The sequence below is a fragment of the Nocardia sp. IBHARD005 genome (assembly GCF_052814245.1).
The window spans coordinates 4053822-4069138 of sequence record NZ_CP199935.1; the positions used below are offsets into that span (position 1 = coordinate 4053822).

The 15317-nt window shown below is 64.0% G+C and carries 15 protein-coding genes, 1 tRNA gene and 2 pseudogenes; 9 read left to right on the forward strand and 9 right to left on the reverse strand.

The window, feature by feature from the left end; translation table 11 throughout:
* Positions 1 to 323: 323 nt before the first annotated feature.
* Positions 324 to 400: transfer RNA gene (locus ACTWPB_RS19015), tRNA-Pro, on the forward strand.
* 40 nt (positions 401 to 440) lie between these two features.
* Here the strand turns inward: ACTWPB_RS19015 and ACTWPB_RS19020 are convergent.
* The 5 genes and pseudogenes from ACTWPB_RS19020 to ACTWPB_RS19040 form a co-directional block, all read right to left on the reverse strand.
* Entirely contained in the window at positions 441 to 692 is a 252-nt protein-coding gene (locus tag ACTWPB_RS19020) for a tyrosine-type recombinase/integrase (RefSeq protein ID WP_446221942.1), read from the reverse strand.
* Between the two features lie 263 nt (positions 693 to 955).
* Positions 956 to 1195: pseudogene (locus tag ACTWPB_RS19025) on the reverse strand (FAD-dependent oxidoreductase); the annotation flags it as partial.
* 92 nt (positions 1196 to 1287) lie between these two features.
* A complete protein-coding gene (locus ACTWPB_RS19030) occupies positions 1288 to 1968 on the reverse strand; it encodes a TetR family transcriptional regulator (protein ID WP_446221943.1) in 681 nt (226 codons plus the stop codon).
* A gap of 28 nt (positions 1969 to 1996) precedes the next feature.
* Positions 1997 to 2179, reverse strand: a complete 183-nt coding sequence (locus tag ACTWPB_RS19035) for a rubredoxin (protein ID WP_446221944.1) — start codon at positions 2177 to 2179, stop codon at positions 1997 to 1999.
* 79 nt (positions 2180 to 2258) lie between these two features.
* Entirely contained in the window at positions 2259 to 3488 is a 1230-nt protein-coding gene (locus ACTWPB_RS19040) for an alkane 1-monooxygenase (protein WP_446221945.1), read from the reverse strand.
* Between the two features lie 180 nt (positions 3489 to 3668).
* Here ACTWPB_RS19040 and ACTWPB_RS19045 point away from each other — a divergent pair, with 180 nt between their 5' ends.
* From ACTWPB_RS19045 to ACTWPB_RS19055, 3 genes are all read left to right on the forward strand, one after another.
* A complete protein-coding gene (locus ACTWPB_RS19045) occupies positions 3669 to 5390 on the forward strand; it encodes an acyl-CoA dehydrogenase family protein (protein ID WP_446221946.1) in 1722 nt (573 codons plus the stop codon).
* A 62-nt stretch (positions 5391 to 5452) separates the two neighbouring features.
* Positions 5453 to 7288: an acyl-CoA dehydrogenase gene (locus ACTWPB_RS19050; protein WP_446221947.1), complete on the forward strand. Its 1836-nt coding sequence runs from the start codon at positions 5453 to 5455 to the stop codon at positions 7286 to 7288.
* 108 nt (positions 7289 to 7396) lie between these two features.
* Positions 7397 to 7744, forward strand: a complete 348-nt coding sequence (locus ACTWPB_RS19055) for a MarR family winged helix-turn-helix transcriptional regulator (protein ID WP_446221948.1) — start codon at positions 7397 to 7399, stop codon at positions 7742 to 7744.
* Positions 7745 to 7832: 88 nt separating this feature from the next.
* Here the strand turns inward: ACTWPB_RS19055 and ACTWPB_RS19060 are convergent, their stop codons facing one another.
* Positions 7833 to 9539: an alkaline phosphatase D family protein gene (locus tag ACTWPB_RS19060; RefSeq protein ID WP_446221949.1), complete on the reverse strand. Its 1707-nt coding sequence runs from the start codon at positions 9537 to 9539 to the stop codon at positions 7833 to 7835.
* 193 nt (positions 9540 to 9732) lie between these two features.
* Between ACTWPB_RS19060 and ACTWPB_RS19065 the strand changes: the two genes are divergently transcribed.
* Positions 9733 to 9981: a hypothetical protein gene (locus ACTWPB_RS19065; RefSeq protein WP_446221950.1), complete on the forward strand. Its 249-nt coding sequence runs from the start codon at positions 9733 to 9735 to the stop codon at positions 9979 to 9981.
* Positions 9982 to 10491: 510 nt separating this feature from the next.
* Here ACTWPB_RS19065 and ACTWPB_RS19070 read toward each other — a convergent pair.
* Together ACTWPB_RS19070 and ACTWPB_RS19075 are read right to left on the reverse strand one after the other, a co-directional pair.
* Positions 10492 to 11106 carry a DoxX family protein gene (locus ACTWPB_RS19070; RefSeq protein ID WP_446221951.1) on the reverse strand — a complete coding sequence of 205 codons (615 nt, stop codon included), beginning with the start codon at positions 11104 to 11106 and terminating at the stop codon, positions 10492 to 10494.
* A 149-nt stretch (positions 11107 to 11255) separates the two neighbouring features.
* The gene (locus ACTWPB_RS19075) at positions 11256 to 11864 is read right to left on the reverse strand and encodes a hypothetical protein (RefSeq protein WP_446221952.1); all 609 of its coding nucleotides are present in this window, start codon (positions 11862 to 11864) and stop codon (positions 11256 to 11258) included.
* 127 nt (positions 11865 to 11991) lie between these two features.
* On the opposite strand from ACTWPB_RS19075, the pseudogene ACTWPB_RS19080 reads away from it, so the two are divergent.
* The 4 genes and pseudogenes from ACTWPB_RS19080 to ACTWPB_RS19095 all read left to right on the forward strand — a co-directional run.
* Positions 11992 to 12141 (forward strand): annotated as a pseudogene (locus tag ACTWPB_RS19080) (transposase); the annotation flags it as partial.
* Between the two features lie 417 nt (positions 12142 to 12558).
* Entirely contained in the window at positions 12559 to 12918 is a 360-nt protein-coding gene (locus ACTWPB_RS19085; RefSeq protein ID WP_446221953.1) for a hypothetical protein, read from the forward strand.
* Positions 12915 to 13997, forward strand: a complete 1083-nt coding sequence (locus tag ACTWPB_RS19090; RefSeq protein ID WP_446221954.1) for a hypothetical protein — start codon at positions 12915 to 12917, stop codon at positions 13995 to 13997. Before ACTWPB_RS19085 ends, ACTWPB_RS19090 begins: the two co-directional genes overlap by 4 nt.
* Complete coding sequence (locus tag ACTWPB_RS19095) at positions 13994 to 14581, forward strand: phosphatase PAP2 family protein (protein WP_446221955.1); 588 nt, start codon at positions 13994 to 13996, stop codon at positions 14579 to 14581. Before ACTWPB_RS19090 ends, ACTWPB_RS19095 begins: the two co-directional genes overlap by 4 nt.
* 3 nt (positions 14582 to 14584) lie before the next feature.
* Here ACTWPB_RS19095 and ACTWPB_RS19100 read toward each other — a convergent pair whose 3' ends face one another.
* Positions 14585 to 14887, reverse strand: a complete 303-nt coding sequence (locus tag ACTWPB_RS19100; RefSeq protein ID WP_446221956.1) for a helix-turn-helix domain-containing protein — start codon at positions 14885 to 14887, stop codon at positions 14585 to 14587.
* Between the last annotated feature and the right edge of the window lie 430 nt (positions 14888 to 15317).

Consider the following 15317-nt stretch of genomic DNA (forward strand, 5'->3'; position numbering starts at 1 on the left):
AGCTGATGTGCTCGTCGCGGAATGCGCGCAGAGGAAGAAATGCGGGTCGATCTACACCGCAGGCAAGGACTGGCCGGGCACCGAAGAACGCGATGCCGCCGGGCACCAGTATGTCACATCGCTGATCCCCGGACCCCGCGCTTCGAAGCCGCACAACTTCACGGAACCGGGTGGGACCCCGACGAACTCGGCACCCTCACCGGCTCCCGGCATAGCCGGGCGAGGTTCCTTCTGATCGGCAAAAAGGTGCATCTACCAGCCGATTAGTACCTTCGCCGACAGGTGAGGTAATCTTTTCGAGCACCCGGAGACGGGGGCAAGAACGGGCTGTGGCGCAGCTTGGTAGCGCACTTGACTGGGGGTCAAGTGGTCGCAGGTTCAAATCCTGTCAGCCCGACCAAGAAAAACACCCTCCGACCTGGGTCGGAGGGTGTTTTTCGTTATTGGACGAGTCGGAGCTTGGGACCATTTTGGGACCGTTTTGGCGTTTGCAGGTGCGCCGAGAGCATGTCGCCGTCGGCCTGCAAGGCCACGATGTCTGGATGCAGGTACCGCTGCGTGATGCGCGGGTCGGTGTGCCCGGCGATCTGCTGTAACCGATGGATCGGTACCCCTGCGTCGGCGAACCAGGTGAGTTCGGTGTGCCGGAGGTCGTGCCGACGCAGGTGTTCGTAGCCGAGTGTGGCAACCACGGTGTCCCAGTGCGTCGCGTTGCGCAGTACGCCGGTTTGGATCTTGCCGCCACGCGGCCCAATGAACAGGCTGCATCAGGCTTGTCCTGCCGCGCACGGATTCGATCGTCTATCGGGATGCGTTCACCCATCGATTATGAGTTGTCACTCAAGACTGCCGCGCAAGCAAGCTAACCCCGTCCACCTTTTCAGGGGAGCCCCAGACTGATGTCCTCCGACTTTCACGGCGCCGGGCATAGCTCACGTTCACAGGCACAGGGCACCGCTTCCGTGCCCATGCGCAGCTCGATTCGCCTGTCATCGAAGAATTTCCGCGGCTTGAGCGTGGTCTCGTGCCGTTTGCCGCGGATGACTTCTTTCGAGAGGGGCGGGCGATCGTAGGGCAAGTGTTGTTCGTTTCCGGCAAGCACGACTTCGCCTTCGAAGCCTGCGCGGCGCAATTCTTCCGCGGTCCGCAAGCCGGCCAATCCCGCTCCGGCGATGACCACTCGCCGCTGGTTCATCGGTGTGATCGCTGACGTCCGGTGTCGTTGTACGGGCATGTCGGTGTCATGTTCGATCGGTCCTGCCGTGTCGGTGAGTTCGGATTCACGGGCTACGCCAGTGCCGTTTTCTCCAAGTGATCCACGGTGCGCGCGCTCCCACATCCAGCGATGTACGGAGCGAGCAGTGCCGCGAGATCGGCGGCGATATCGTGGTCGGCGTCCGGTGGCATCGAGACGTAGCTGAGCGCAATGCGCACCACTGTGCGGGCGATGATGCCCGATTCGCCGGGGGATGCACTGACCCAGCTGTTCTGTAGTAGGCCGCCCAGCCGGTCGGCCGCCCGACCGATGATCGGACCGGCGTCCAAGGTGATCAGTCGTAGCAGGTCGGGTTTTGCCTCGCCGGTCAGCAACGACCGGATCAACGGGTCCGACGCGCTGTCGAGCAGAAATGCCTCGACGGTATCGTGCACGAGGCCTTCTGCGTCACCCACATTCGCCGCTGCCGCGCGACTCGCATGGCCCACGAGCCGGTCCACGAAGTCCAGCGCGTAGGCCTGGGCAAGCCCGAGGCGGGACCCGAACTCTTTGTACAGGGTCTGACGACTGATGCCTGCCCGAGTCGACACGTCGGACAGGGTGACCTTCGACCAGTCCCGGTGCATCAGCAACTCGCGCATCGCGTCGAGGACCGAGGACCGCAGCAGTGCCCGAGTGGCTTCCGCGTAGGAGATGACCGGCTCGTTGCGCTCGATGTCCGCGGGGCGATCGCGGGTGTGGAATGCGGTCATTCGCGGCGGCAGAGTGTCCGCGTGCCGATCATGATCGCTCGATTTCGACCATGAAGAAGTCGGCCTTGGCCGCGCCGCAGTCTGGGCAGCTCCAGTCGTCGGGGATGTCGTCCCAGCGGGTGCCGGGTTCGATGCCGTCCTCAGGCCAGCCCAAGGCTTCGTCGTATTCGAAACTGCACTGAATGCACTGAAAGAGCTTGTAGTCGTTCACTTCTCGATCCTTTCGCCACTCGCGACCGGCTCGAAGTCCGCTTTTTCGCGGACCCCACACACTGGGCAGCGATAGCGGCTCACTGCTCGGCCCCGATCGTCGTGTTCTCACTGACACCGTAGCGGGCCAGCACCTTCGCTCGTTTGGACGGCTTGATGTTCGCGCGGGTGATGTCACCCTCGTAGTGGGCGAGCACCCGCTTGTCCATCACCCGGCGCCAGATCGGCGGGAAGTAGGCAATCAGGATCATGCTGGCATAACCGCTGGGCAGGTTCGGGGCACCATCCCAGCTGCGCAAGGTCTGGTAGCGCCGGGTCGGGTACGCGTGATGGTCGCTGTGGCGCTGCAGGTGGTACAGCAGAATATTGGTGACGATGTGATCGCTGTTCCAGCTGTGCTGCGGCGCAGCGCGTTCGTAGCGGCCGCTGTCGGTCTTGTGCCTGCGCAACCCGTAGTGCTCGAGATAGTTGATTGCCTCGAGCAAGCTGAACCCGATGACCGCCTGCAGCACGAGGTACGGCGCGACCGCTGGGCCGAAGATGCCGATCAGGGCGGCGAAGAGCGCGGCCGACATCAGCCACGCGCTGAGGACCTCGTTACGAATTGTCCACGGGCTCTTGCCGAGCCGCTGCAAACGGGTCTTCTCGAGACTCCACGACGAGGTCAGCGAACCCCATACCGTGCGGGGCCAGAACGCCCAGAAGGTCTCCCCGATCCGCGAGCTCGCCGGGTCCTCCGGGGTCGCGACGCGCACGTGATGGCCACGGTTGTGCTCGATGTAGAAGTGTCCGTAGAAGGTCTGGGCCAGGGCGATGCGCGAGAGCCAGCGCTCCAGTTCGACCTTCTTGTGCCCCAGCTCGTGCGCGGTGTTGATACCGGTGCCCGCGACCATGCCGACAGTGATCGTCAGGCCGATCTTGTCCACCAGGCCGAGTCCGCTGTGGATGCCGAGCCAGCTCAGATTGTCCGTGGCAATCAGGTAGCACGCGAGGGTCAGCGACACGTACTGGAACGGGATGAACAGGTAGGTGAGGTACCGGTAGTACTTGTCGTTCTCCAGGTAGTCCATCACCTCGTCGGGCGGATTGTCGCCGTCGGGTCCGAAGAAGAGATCCGCGATCGGGATCATCACGTAGACCAGTAGCGGGCCGATCCACCACAGCACGTGCGCCACCGGGTTCCACCCGATCGCGTTAAACGCCCAGATCAGCGGCAATGCGATGAAGATCGCGGTGGGAGCGAACAGCCCCCATATCCACATGTACCGCTTCTTGTCCTGCCACTCGACCTGTTGGTTGTGCGTCGACATCGTTGTCTCCCATCAGAGGTCCGTGAGGACCGTCACTCGACTAGACAATACCTGCTAACGTGTCGTCTGGATAGACAAAAAGGGTTAGTTTGTCCACATACGGCAGCTGAGTCTCGACAGCGATGTGCCGCCTTTTTCGCCGCCCAGGTGTGGCAGGCATGGTGAGGAGAACGCAGGCAGATGACCCAACCATCGGAAAAGTTGTTGCTACACCCGGCGCGTAACTTGCCCGACCGATTCGACCCGCAGACGCGGCGGCTGTTGCAAGCGACGATCGACTGGTTCGAACAGCGTGGCAAGAAGCGGCTGCTGGCCGACTACCACGAGAAGGTCTTCTATCAAGACTTTCTCGACTTCGCGGCGCGGGAGAAGTTGTTCGCGACACTGCTCACCCCGGCGACCCAAGCGCAAGGAGATCCGGACCGGCGGTGGGACACCTCGCGGGTCGCGGCCCTGTCGGAAATCCTCGGCTTCTACGGCCTGAACTACTGGTACACCTGGCAGGTCACGGTGCTGGGCCTTGCCCCGGTATGGCAGAGCGGCAACGCGGACGCCCGCGCCCGGACCGCGGAGCTGCTCGACGCCGGCGCGGTGGCCGCGTTCGGCCTGTCCGAGCGCGACCATGGCGCCGATATCTACTCCACCGACCTGGTGCTGACGCCGACCGGTGACGGCAACTACACCGCCAACGGCGGCAAGTACTACATCGGCAACGGCAACTGCGCCCGGATCGTGTCGGTGTTCGGCCGCATCGCCGGGGTCGAAGGCCCCGACGGTTACGTGTTCTTCCTGGCCGACGGCGCGCATCCGAACTATCAGCTGGTCAAGAACATTGTCCCGTCCGCGATGTACGTCGCCGAATTCTCCCTCGAGGACTATCCGGTGCGTAGCCAGGACATCCTACACACGGGGGCGGAGGCGTTCAGCGCGGCACTGAACACGGTCAATATCGGCAAGTTCAATCTGTGCTTCGGTGGGATCGGGCTCTGCACGCACACCCTGTACGAGGCGATCACCCACGCGCACAACCGCATTCTCTTCGGAAACCGGGTGACCGACTTCCCCCACGTGCGCCGCGGATTCGTCGACGCGTACGCCCGACTGATCGCCATGCGACTGTTCTCCGACCGGGCGGTCGACTACTTCCGCTCCGCGAACAGCGACGATCGGCGATACCTGCTGTTCAACCCCGTGACGAAGATGAAAGTCACCACCGAGGCGCAGACCGTTGTCGGTCTGCTCTCCGACATCGTGGCGGCCAAGGGGTTCGAGAGCGACACGTTCATGCCGATCGCGAAGGTCGATGTGGATGGGCTGCCGAAGCTCGAGGGCACCGTCGCCGTCAATCTGGCGTTGATCCTCAAGTTCATGCCCGCCTACCTGCTCGACCCCCAAGAATTCGCCTCGGTCCCCACCCGCCACGACGCCGCCGACGACGAGTTCTTGTTCCGTCAGGGGCCGGCTAGTGGGTTGTCGAAGGTGCGGTTCCACGACTGGCGGACTGTTTACCGCGCCCACGCGACGGTGCCCAATGTGGCGGTCTTCACCGAACAGGCGCAGGCGCTCGCCGAGCTGGTCGGTGCCGGCGACGCACAGGGCACCGACATGGACCTGCAACTCGCGCTCGGCGAGCTGTTCACCCTGGTGGTCTACGGCGAGCTGATCCTCGAACAAGCCGACCTCGTCGAGGTCGACTCCGACGTGCTCGACCAGATCTTCGAGGTCCTCATCCGCGACTTCTCCGCCGGGGCGACCGAGCTGCTCGGCAAGACCGCGGCCACCGAGGCGCAGGTGCGGTGGGCTACGACGGCGATCCGCCGCCCCGTCGTCGACCAGGGCAGATCCGGCCGAGTCTGGGAGCGGGTCGCCGCGCTGTCGGGCACCTACGAGATGACGCCGTGAACGCGTCCATGACAGCGCACACCAGGTAGAGCGAGTAAGCAAGCCCACGAAAGGGTGTCACGATGGGGCATTACAAGAGCAACGTGCGCGATCTCGAGTTCAATCTCTTCGAGATGCTGCACTTGGGAGAAGTTCTCGACGACAGCGCATTCGGCGACCTCGACGAAGTCACCGTGCGATCAATGCTGGCCGAAGCCGCGCGTCTGGCGGAGGGCCCGGTATGTGAGTCGTTCGCCGATGCGGACCGGCACCCGCCGACCTTTGATCCCGCGTCGCACACGGTGACCCTGCCCGAGTCCTTCAAACGATCGTTCTCGGCCTGGCGTAAGGCTGAGTGGTTCCGTATCGGCTTGTCCGAGGACGTCGGTGGCGTGCCTGCCCCCTCGATGCTGGCGTGGGCGATCAACGAATTCGCCCTTGGCGCGCAGCCGGCTGCCTTCATGTATCTCAACGGGCCCGCGGGCGCCGATATCCTGCATCGTATCGGCAACGACCAGCAAAAACGCTGGGCCACGTTCGCGGTCGAACGTGGCTGGGGCGCAACGATGGTCCTCACCGAGGCAGACGCCGGATCCGACGTCGGCGCGAGCCGCACCAAGGCGATCGAGCAGAGTGACGGATCCTGGCAGATCGAGGGTGTCAAACGGTTCATCACCGCGGCAGACTCCGACGATCTGTTCGACAACATCTTCCACATCGTGCTGGCCCGCCCCGAAGGCGCCGGACCGGGCACCAAAGGTCTGAGCCTGTTCTTCGTGCCGAAGTTCCACTTCGACTCCGAGACCGGCGAGCTGGGCGAGCGCAACGGAGTGTTCGTCACCGGTCTGGAACACAAGATGGGTCTCAAGGTCTCGGCCACCTGTGAGCTCACCTTCGGCAGCCATGGTCGTCCTGCGACAGGCTGGCTGATCGGCGATGTGCACGACGGCATCGCGCAGATGTTCGAGGTGATCGAAGACGCCCGGATGATGGTCGGCACCAAGGCCATCGCCACACTCTCGACCGGCTACCTCAATGCCCTCGACTATGCCAAGCACCGCGTGCAGGGCGCCGACCTGACCCGGATGACCGACAAGAGCGCACCCCGGGTGACCATCATCGGCCATCCGGACGTGCGCCGGTCGTTGATGCTGCAGAAGGCCTACGCCGAGGGTCTGCGCGCGCTGTACCTCTACACGGCCGCACACCAAGACGAGGCGGTCGCCCACCGCGTCTCCGGCGCGGACAAGGCCATGGCGTTCCGTGTCAACGACCTGCTCTTGCCGATCGTCAAAGGTGTCGGCTCCGAACGCGCCTACCAGTACCTGACCGAGTCGTTGCAAACCCTGGGCGGCTCGGGCTACCTGCAGGACTACCCGATCGAGCAATACATTCGAGACGCCAAGATCGACTCACTGTACGAGGGCACCACCGCGATCCAGGCGCAAGACTTCTTCTTCCGCAAGATCGCCCGTGACCGCGGTGTCGCGCTTGCCCATATCGCAGGTCAGATCCAAGAATTCCTCGAACACGAGTCCGGTAGTGGACGCTTCGTGAACGAGCGGGCCCTGCTGGCCACCGCCCTCGGCGATGTGCAGGCCATGACCGCGGCACTGACCGGCTATCTGATTGCGGCGCAGAACCATCCGCCGGAGCTGTACAAGGTCGGCCTCGGCTCGGTCCGCTTCTTGATGGCGGTCGGTGACCTGCTCATCGGATGGAAACTCCTGCAGCAGGGCGAGATCGCGCTCAAGGCCCTCGCTGGCGACTCCACCAGCCGGGACCGAGCCTTCTACGAGGGAAAGGTGGCGACCGCCTCGTTCTTCGCGAAAACCGTGTTGCCGGAACTGACTACGCAGCGCGGTATCCTCACCACTCTCGACAACGACATCATGAATCTCGACGAAGCAGCGTTCTGATCTGCCTCGCCGGCCGGGTGCGCTTGGCTGTATTCGACGTCTCGCGCACTGACCGCGGCCTACCGTCCGCACCTCGATGCCCTAGGCATCACCTATCCGCAGTACCTGGTGCTGCTGGCGCTGTGGGAGCACCCCGGGCTGTCTATGAAGGAGCTCGGGGCGCGCCTGCAGCTGGACTACGGCACGGCTTCTCCGGTCGTTGCCCGGATGCAGGGCGCCGGACTCCTCGAGAGCGCCCGCAGCGTCACCGACGGCAGGGTGGTCCATCTACGCCCCACCGAGGCCGGCCTCCGGCTGCCCCGTCCAGGACATGATCCGCACGGTCATGGAGGGGGTTGGTGTGTCGGTCGAGGAAATGCAGGCGCTGCGCGAGCACATCAGCGATCGGCGCACGGCTCGCGGCCTATAACGCTGCCGGGGGCTCCTGAGCAGGCAGAGTTGGATGCCAGCACCTAGGGTCGAGCTCGCCCCGCGACGTGGCGACGGCGTGTGTGTGGAGGCGAACCGCACATCCTGGGAACGCGGCTCGCCGCGACCTGGTCCTTCATGGATCTCGGCGTGTGCCGCTATGGGGCGAGTCGTCCGTCTCGGTCGACAGCACCACGTCCGCGACCGTCGTCAAATGTGGACGGCCCCAGTCGGTGCTCACCTGCTCCAGCACGAGGCGGCTGGTCCGACCGCGCAGGTGCAGCGTCGCTATCTGGTTACCGAAGAAGGGGCCGGTGACCCGGCTCCACTCGACCGACACTGGGGGAACGGCGGACACCCGGTTCAGGAGGAAACGCGTCACCCGTTCGGCGGCCCGACTCCACGAGACCCGGAAAATCACCTTCATGGCGGTCGGGATGCTGTTATGCATCGGCGAACAGGTCAGCTGGTAGACCCGGGACCTCACGGTGTCGGGGAACTGCGCTTGCGCGGCATAGGCGTGGTGAACGTCGCCGGACAGGACGCAGATCGTGGCGGGCGCCCGTCCTCCCGGGCCGCTGCACTGTCCGCGCCCGACGCGGGCGACGAGCCGGGCGAGCCGGTCGAATGAATCTCGGAAGGCGGCCCAATGTTCCAGATCCGCTGAGCGCCGCAATCTTTCGGCCCATCCGGTCACACGTCGGCCCCGCACCCCTGAGGCCATGCGCTCATCCCACGACTCCAGGTCGTGGAGGGCGCGCGGCAGCAGCCACGGGAGCGAGCTCCCCACCAGCAGGTGGTCGTAGTCGCCCTCGGTCTGTCGTTCGATCCACGAGAACTCGGGCTCGGAGACCATCGACCGCGTGCCGCCGCCGAGTATGCGTCCGCACCGTGAATCGATGACGAGCAGCCGGGTGGTGCCGAGATCGCGGCGATACGACCATTGCGCTCCCTTGGCGCCGTCGGCTTCTTCGTCCGCTGCGGATGCGAAATCGCGGAGCAACTCCGCGCAGTCGCCGCCCTCGGATCGGATCCGCTGGTAGAGCTCGTCGTCGGCCAGGGCTGCGGGCGAGAGGTTGCCCAGGTGCTGGTAGATCCAGTACGACGACAACGCGCCCACGATGCGTTCCTCCCACCAGTCGGTGGCCTCGATCTCGTCACGCCACGATCTCGAGGTGTTCCAGTCGTCGATGACGTCGTGGTCGTCGAAGATCATCGACGACGGAACCGTGGACAGCAGCCAGCGCACCTGCGGGTCGGACCATGACTCGGAATAGAGCCACGTGTACTCCTCGAAGTTGCGGATCTGGGCGCCCGGCGGTTGGTCGAGGTCGTGCAACTCGTCGATGCGACGCAGGATCTCCGGGGACAGCAGCTCGTCGGCGTAAACCTGGTCGCCGAGCAGTAGCAATGCGTCGGGCAGATCTTCGGGTGGGCGTTCCATGACTCGCCGCGCATAGGCGTCGAGAGCGTCGGCGTCGAAGTGGTCGTTGTCCTGCGTCGCTGTCGGTGTGGCGAATCGGCACGAGCCGAAGGCGAGGGTCAGATCGGCGTCGCCTCTGAGCGTGCGAATGACGGACGGGTACGGGGCGTCGGGCAGCGGCCAGACGCGCTTCCCGTTGAGATTGACCTCGTACGGCGTGACGGAACCGGCCGCCAGTCCCGCAATCAGGACGAGAGCGTAGTGGTGTCCGGCGATGGTCCAGGTGTGTTCGTGGTGGCCGAGGACCTCGACAGTGCACGGTGCGGACGTCTCGACCCAGACGGTGGCGTCGCATTCGCCGACGTGACGCAGCAACGGACCCAGAACCAGCTCGGTCCTACTTTCCGGCAGTCGTGCCATCAGTCCAGACTATGTCGTGGACCGGCTGTCGAGCGGGGCATTCTGACCCCGACAGAACTCATTCACCAATCCGCTGCAGCGGGCGCGAGGTAGAGACCGGTGAAGCCGGCGCCGTACCTGGCGCAACCCGGACGAACGCCACCGCGACTGGGGCATCGACGCCTACGCCGAGGCGCTGATCGACGCGTTCTCCGTGGTCGACCGGATCACCGGAGCGGGTTCGGTCCACACCATGGCCGCCTGCTCCGGCGGGCTGATCGCGGCTATGGCGGCCGGGCACCGCGCGGCCCTCGGACAGACAGGCAAGCTGGCGAGCCTCGGTCTGCTCGTCACGATGATCGACCAGAACCGGGCCGGTGTCGCCGGATCGCTCATCGACGAAGGCATCGCCAGCGCCGCGATCGCCAAGTCGGCGCGCAAGGGCTATCTCGACGGCGGATGAGAGTTTCGGCGAGATCGCCGACGTCTTCGGGGGCGGCGGGAAAGGTCGGGAAACCTCGACGACGTACTCGAACATCGTCAGCAGGCGAGGATCGATGTCCTCCGCGCGCGAGCCAGGATGTAGACCAGCGGGGCAGCAGGTGCTCCCCGCGTGTGCGGGGGTGAGTCCGCTAGCCACTGATACATGTTCCCGCTCGAGCGGGAAAGTGCCCACGGCATCGAGGGCTTGCGGCACCACGGAGGACCTCGGGGCGAGCTGGAGTCCCCACAGAAACCCCACACTTTTGACCGGAATCAATGGGAATCGTTGAGAAAGACGTTTGGCGAAAACGTCTGGTGCTGAGCACTATTGGGTATTGATGGGTAGGGTCCGGACGACGCTGGATCGGATCACCCGATCAACTCGCGGGTTCGGATGCGGTAAGTGCCCTCGCGGTAACGATGTTCGGACGGCTGCGCCTGGCCGATGCCCCCGGGTTCTCGTGTCAACGCCGACAGTTACCGCGACGACTCAGAACGCTTGCGGGCCGATCCGTTCCACCGCGACGAACACCGCCAATACCAGCAGCACCATGGTCATCACGACGTTCGACCATTCACCGCGGCGCCCGTGCGTGACGATCGCGCCGGCCATGATCGCCGCGAGGCCGATGGCGGCCGCGGGCACCAGCCAAGTGGCGATGTCGAACACGCCGGGCAGGATCAGACCGAGTGCACCGGCGACTTCGGCCACGCCGATGAACTTGATCAGGCCTTCCGGCAAGGACTCGGCCCAGCCCATTTTAGGGTCGGCGACGAGCTGTACTTTGGATTTGGCGAGTTTCATCGAACCGGCCATGAGAAACAGCGCGGCCAGCAGGCCGGAAACGATCCAGACGAGGATATTCATGCCGCGACTCCGGTCTCGCACAGGGCAGCAGGCGCCGACCCAGGTGTCTACCTGATCGAGTATCAGGTTCGCCCTCTCATCGTACTGCGGCGCGGGACGGCAATCGATGGAGTTCTCGAAGGTGGTGAATTCACGGACTGTGGGCCGAGGGCATGCCGGAGCGAGTGCCTGCGATTGTGCTGCCGGGACTGCTGCACGAGGAGGAGACATCCTTCCAGCAGTGCCGGTTGGCACCACAGATCAGATGTCTCCGCGTGCAGCAGTCCCTTGTCACCGGATGTCCGATTGAGAATTTTGGATTGAACTGGGAATAACCAGATCGAGGTTGTTCGGACCATATGCCCGCTTCCGTCGCATATTAGATCCCTTCGCCGGTTTACTGACGCTTAGATGCCGGTTGGAAACACGGATATTTCGCTAGGAGAAGCGCAGACGACTTGACCCACATGGAGTGTGGGGAGCGGATTGCTAGCTTCGAGTAAAAGGGTTCCGGGTTTGATGTCGAGTGCAACGATTCCGTCGTCGAAAACGGTTGTGACTGTGCCGCAAACCATGAGTTGACCATCCTTCAGATAGATTCCCTCTTGAGGTGCGTCGGAATCATCGACATGAATTTCTGAGACCTCGTCGCCCAGTTCGATCTCCACATCGTGCTGGACGCCCGCTACTCCGGGGTTCCCTCCGGCCCACACTGCGGGCCAATCGCCGCTGTGTGATCTGACCATGCCCGATGTACCGGGCGGAATGTCGGTCAGCAGGGTTACCAGCATCACCATGTTCCCTTCGGGAAGGGCAAAACGACTCGGTTGTCGAGGTGCCACGCGTTTGCGGACGGATTGTAGGTCCATGTCTCTTCGTGGTAGTGAAATTTGGTTGGCCCGCTGCCCATTTCGTGATCCATCGACGGGCTTCACCGTTCTTGGATCGATGTTCTCTTGCTGCAGAACTGGTGCGTTCGCTTTGGCCTGGTCGGCTGCCTCGCAGCCGTCCGGCATGAGGCCGAGCGGATCGGTCCACCTTGTCGGGTTATGTGGGTAGCCGTATGGATTCGGAGACGGAGCGAGTGCGAGTGGGTCTGCTGTCAGGAAGCGTCCAAACCCGGGACGGCTCAACAAGCCCTTCGACGCTCAACTCGCCGCGGCAAGCCCTGATCTGCTGCGGGAAAGGCTGTCCAGCTTCGTCCACACGATCATGAACGCCGAGGCCGACCCGATGTGTGTGGCCGACTACGGCCAACGCAGCGACGACCGTGTCAACGCCCGCAACGGATTCTGACGTGGTGAGCGAGATGCGGGGAGGCATCAGCTGCGTGTTCGTCGCAAACAATGAAGGCTGCGAGGGCCGTGCGTGATCGAAGCACGCCGACCTGATTGTGATGAATTACACAGCACCGCAACCTAATTCAAACCCGGAAACTGAAGCTGGTTGATGAACGTGCCTGCACGAGGAGGCTGTGATCGTCGAGCTTCGTGGGTGTTGACCGATCGCGAATCCTCTCCGATCGAAGGCGGCTCGGACATCGAAGATCGGCCGGTCGGGATGGGCTGTGGTTGGATAGTGGGCGTGTTCAACGGGTCGGCGGTCAATTCGGCGGTCGATCGTATCTTCGCCATGGCGACGGTGGGGGAGTCTCAGTCACTGGATGGGTTGGTGGAGGCGGTTTCCCGGTTTCGGGGGCGGCCGTTACGGGTGGTTGAGAATTCGGCACTGCCCGCGGGGGTGTTCGGGCAGTGGGTCCACTATCGAGATCACGATGAGGTCAGCGTCGCGTCCTGGGTACAGACTCGGGATCGGACCCTCGCCCACGAGCTGGGCCATATCGTGCTCGGACATCAGGGACGGCCGGTGCTCGAGCTGGCGCAGACGGTACTGCCGACAGGGGTACACGAGTTGGCCGCGCTGATGCTGCGCCGAGAGTGCGGGAATGCAGGTGCGGCCGGAGAGGAACTGGCTGCCGAGCAGTTCGCCGGCATGCTGTTGAACCGCTTGCAGCGCATCGGTCGCAAAGAACCGCGGTTGCGGTCTCGCTGGGGTGAGGCGCTGGGGTGAACGCGATGATTCTGGCGCCGCTGATGTGGATCGCGGTGGTGAGTAGGGCGTGGCGGTGGTGGTGGTCGCGCAGCTGGGTGCTGGGGAGCATGGTGGTGGCGTTGGGCGTTGTCGCAGTGCATTTGAGTGTGAATATCCCGGCAGTGGAGACATTGGTGCAGGCGGTCGTGCCGATTCCCAACTTCTCGACCGGATTGCGGATGGTTCTGTTCAATCTGATGGCTGCCTCCTCGGGTGTGCTGGCATTGGCCGTCGTCACGACCGATCCGGAGAGGGTGGCGTGTGGGGCGCGGGTACTCGGCCTGATCGCGGTGGTCGGTTCGGTGGTGGCGATGGCGATTTTCGCGTGCGCGCCGACGGTTCCGCAGGCGGCAGGTGGATTCGAGTTCGACATCTCCTACAGTCATCTGCCTGGATACGCCGAGGCAGGCATCGCCGGTGCGCTGTTCCCGGCGCTGCTGTGCCCTGCGCTGCTGGTGATGACCGCTCGCGCCGCGGATGTGCGCAGCCTGACCGGCTGGAGTTTGACTCTGCTGTCGGTGGGGCTGGCCGCGGCGACGGTGTGGGCGTGGATTCGGCTGAGTTACTTCGTGGCGGCGCGCTATCTCGGTGCGCCCCAGCTGCCTGTGGTCTTCGAGGTGACTCGGGCGGTGTCCGCGGTGGGCGTGCTGGTGATCTTCGTGGGCATGATGTTGTCGCCGGTCGTGTCGTGGGTGCGTGCGAAGCGGATCCTGTGGGCGATCGGCCCGCTGCATCGGGAGGTGATGACGCGCTGGCCAGGGGTTCGCCGAGCGTCGCGGCGGGGCAGTAGCACCGATGAGCGGGCCGATGACCGGGTCACCGAATTGCTCGACGCATTGAGTATGGAAGCCGAGAGCACCCCACAACCCGGCGCTTCCGTGGCAGACATGACGGAAGTAGCTGCAGCAGTAGCACAGTGGCTGGTGCACGGGCGAGCGTCGTCCGCGTTCAATAGTGCCGGTATTCGATCGGCGGTCCTCGAGGCAGAACTCGACCGCACGTGGGCATTGACTTTGGCACGGAAATATCGGGATGAACAGCGAGAGGTTTCGGCGTGACGGAAACGATGGTGCCGCAAGCGCGTGCGGCTCGGGTGATCACTGAGCTCGGTGCGCCCTGGGTGATCAATATCGTGACCGGGACGATCGCCGGGTTGGCTGTGAATGCTCCCGGATGGGGGCTTTTCGTCGCCGCGATCACGGGCGGGATCCCGATGATCATCATCCTGGCCGGTGTGCGGCGGGGTATCGCCAGCGATCACCATGTGACCGATATCGACGGTCGGCGCTGGGTGATTCCGGCGATTCTGGGCATCGTGGGCGTGGGCCTGATTGTCGAGATCGTGCAGGGCGCTCCGCGCGCTCTGATCGCGTGGACGGTGGCGGGGCTGGTTGTCCTGTTCGGCATCGGAATCGTGACCGTGATCGGCAAATGGAAGGTGAGTGTCCATACCGCCGTGAGTGCGGGAACGACGGTCCTGCTGGCGTTGATCGCCTCACCGTGGTTTCTTGCCGCGCTGCCACTGACTGTCGTCAACGGATGGTCGCGCGTGTGGCTGGGTGATCACACACGCGGACAGGTCGTTGTCGGCTCCTTCGTGGGAGCGGTGCTCGCCGCCGCCGCCTATCTGCTGGCGTCCTGAAAATCAGCTGCCCGCGTCGCCTTCGTCGATGCTGCGGCGGAGCTCCCGGAACCCGACCTCGAACACCTTGGCGGGGTCGTAGCTGCGGGCAGCGACCTGCTCGGCACCCGAATCACGGATCGCACTGATCCAATCGATATGACGCCGGATCTCCGCATAGGACTCCGGTGACCCGAAAAAGTCGATCGGGACGCGGAATACGGCGGCGATATCGGTCACGGTCGGCAACGCGGGTGAACGGCGCTTACCTGACAAAAGCTGTGACATGTACCCGGTGGTCATCCCGCCCCCGTTAGCCCTGATCATGTCGACCACCTCGGTCTGACTGTACGGACCGCGGCCGCGTGGATACACCGTCTCGAAGAGAAACCGCAGCCGATCGGCAAACATCGGTCCGCCTTCGGATTCTGCTGGCGTGTCATCGTTTTCGAGGTTCGACATACCCCGGACCTCCTTCTATATGTCGGTGGGCACCCGCCCGGCGCAACTGCTGGCTACTTTATCCACAATCACAAAACTTGCTTCTGCAACTTGCACTAGCAAGCTGACCGGCTTAGGCTCACGATAGCCGTCCTGAGCGGTCGGTAGGGGACGGGCCCGGCCAGTTTGGCGAGTCCCGGTTCGCTCGCGAAGGGGGCAAGCGAACCGCCCGAGGTTCGCAGTACCGCAGGATGCACACTGGCGTGCATCCTGCGTATCCTCGCCTGCAACGAATCCAGCTCCGCTGCAACAACAT

What these genes read in the sequence shown, in the direction of transcription:
- ACTWPB_RS19030 (WP_446221943.1), bottom strand. Translation starts at nt 1,968, where the DNA reads ATGACCGCATTCCACACCCGCGATCGCCCCGCGGACATCGAGCGCAAC.
- ACTWPB_RS19040 (WP_446221945.1), bottom strand. Translation starts at nt 3,488, where the DNA reads ATGTCGACGCACAACCAACAGGTCGAGTGGCAGGACAAGAAGCGGTAC.
- ACTWPB_RS19045 (WP_446221946.1), top strand. Translation starts at nt 3,669, where the DNA reads ATGACCCAACCATCGGAAAAGTTGTTGCTACACCCGGCGCGTAACTTG.
- ACTWPB_RS19050 (WP_446221947.1), top strand. Translation starts at nt 5,453, where the DNA reads ATGGGGCATTACAAGAGCAACGTGCGCGATCTCGAGTTCAATCTCTTC.
- ACTWPB_RS19060 (WP_446221949.1), bottom strand. Translation starts at nt 9,539, where the DNA reads ATGGCACGACTGCCGGAAAGTAGGACCGAGCTGGTTCTGGGTCCGTTG.
- ACTWPB_RS19075 (WP_446221952.1), bottom strand. Translation starts at nt 11,864, where the DNA reads ATGCCGGACGGCTGCGAGGCAGCCGACCAGGCCAAAGCGAACGCACCA.
- ACTWPB_RS19100 (WP_446221956.1), bottom strand. Translation starts at nt 14,887, where the DNA reads ATGATCAGGGCTAACGGGGGCGGGATGACCACCGGGTACATGTCACAG.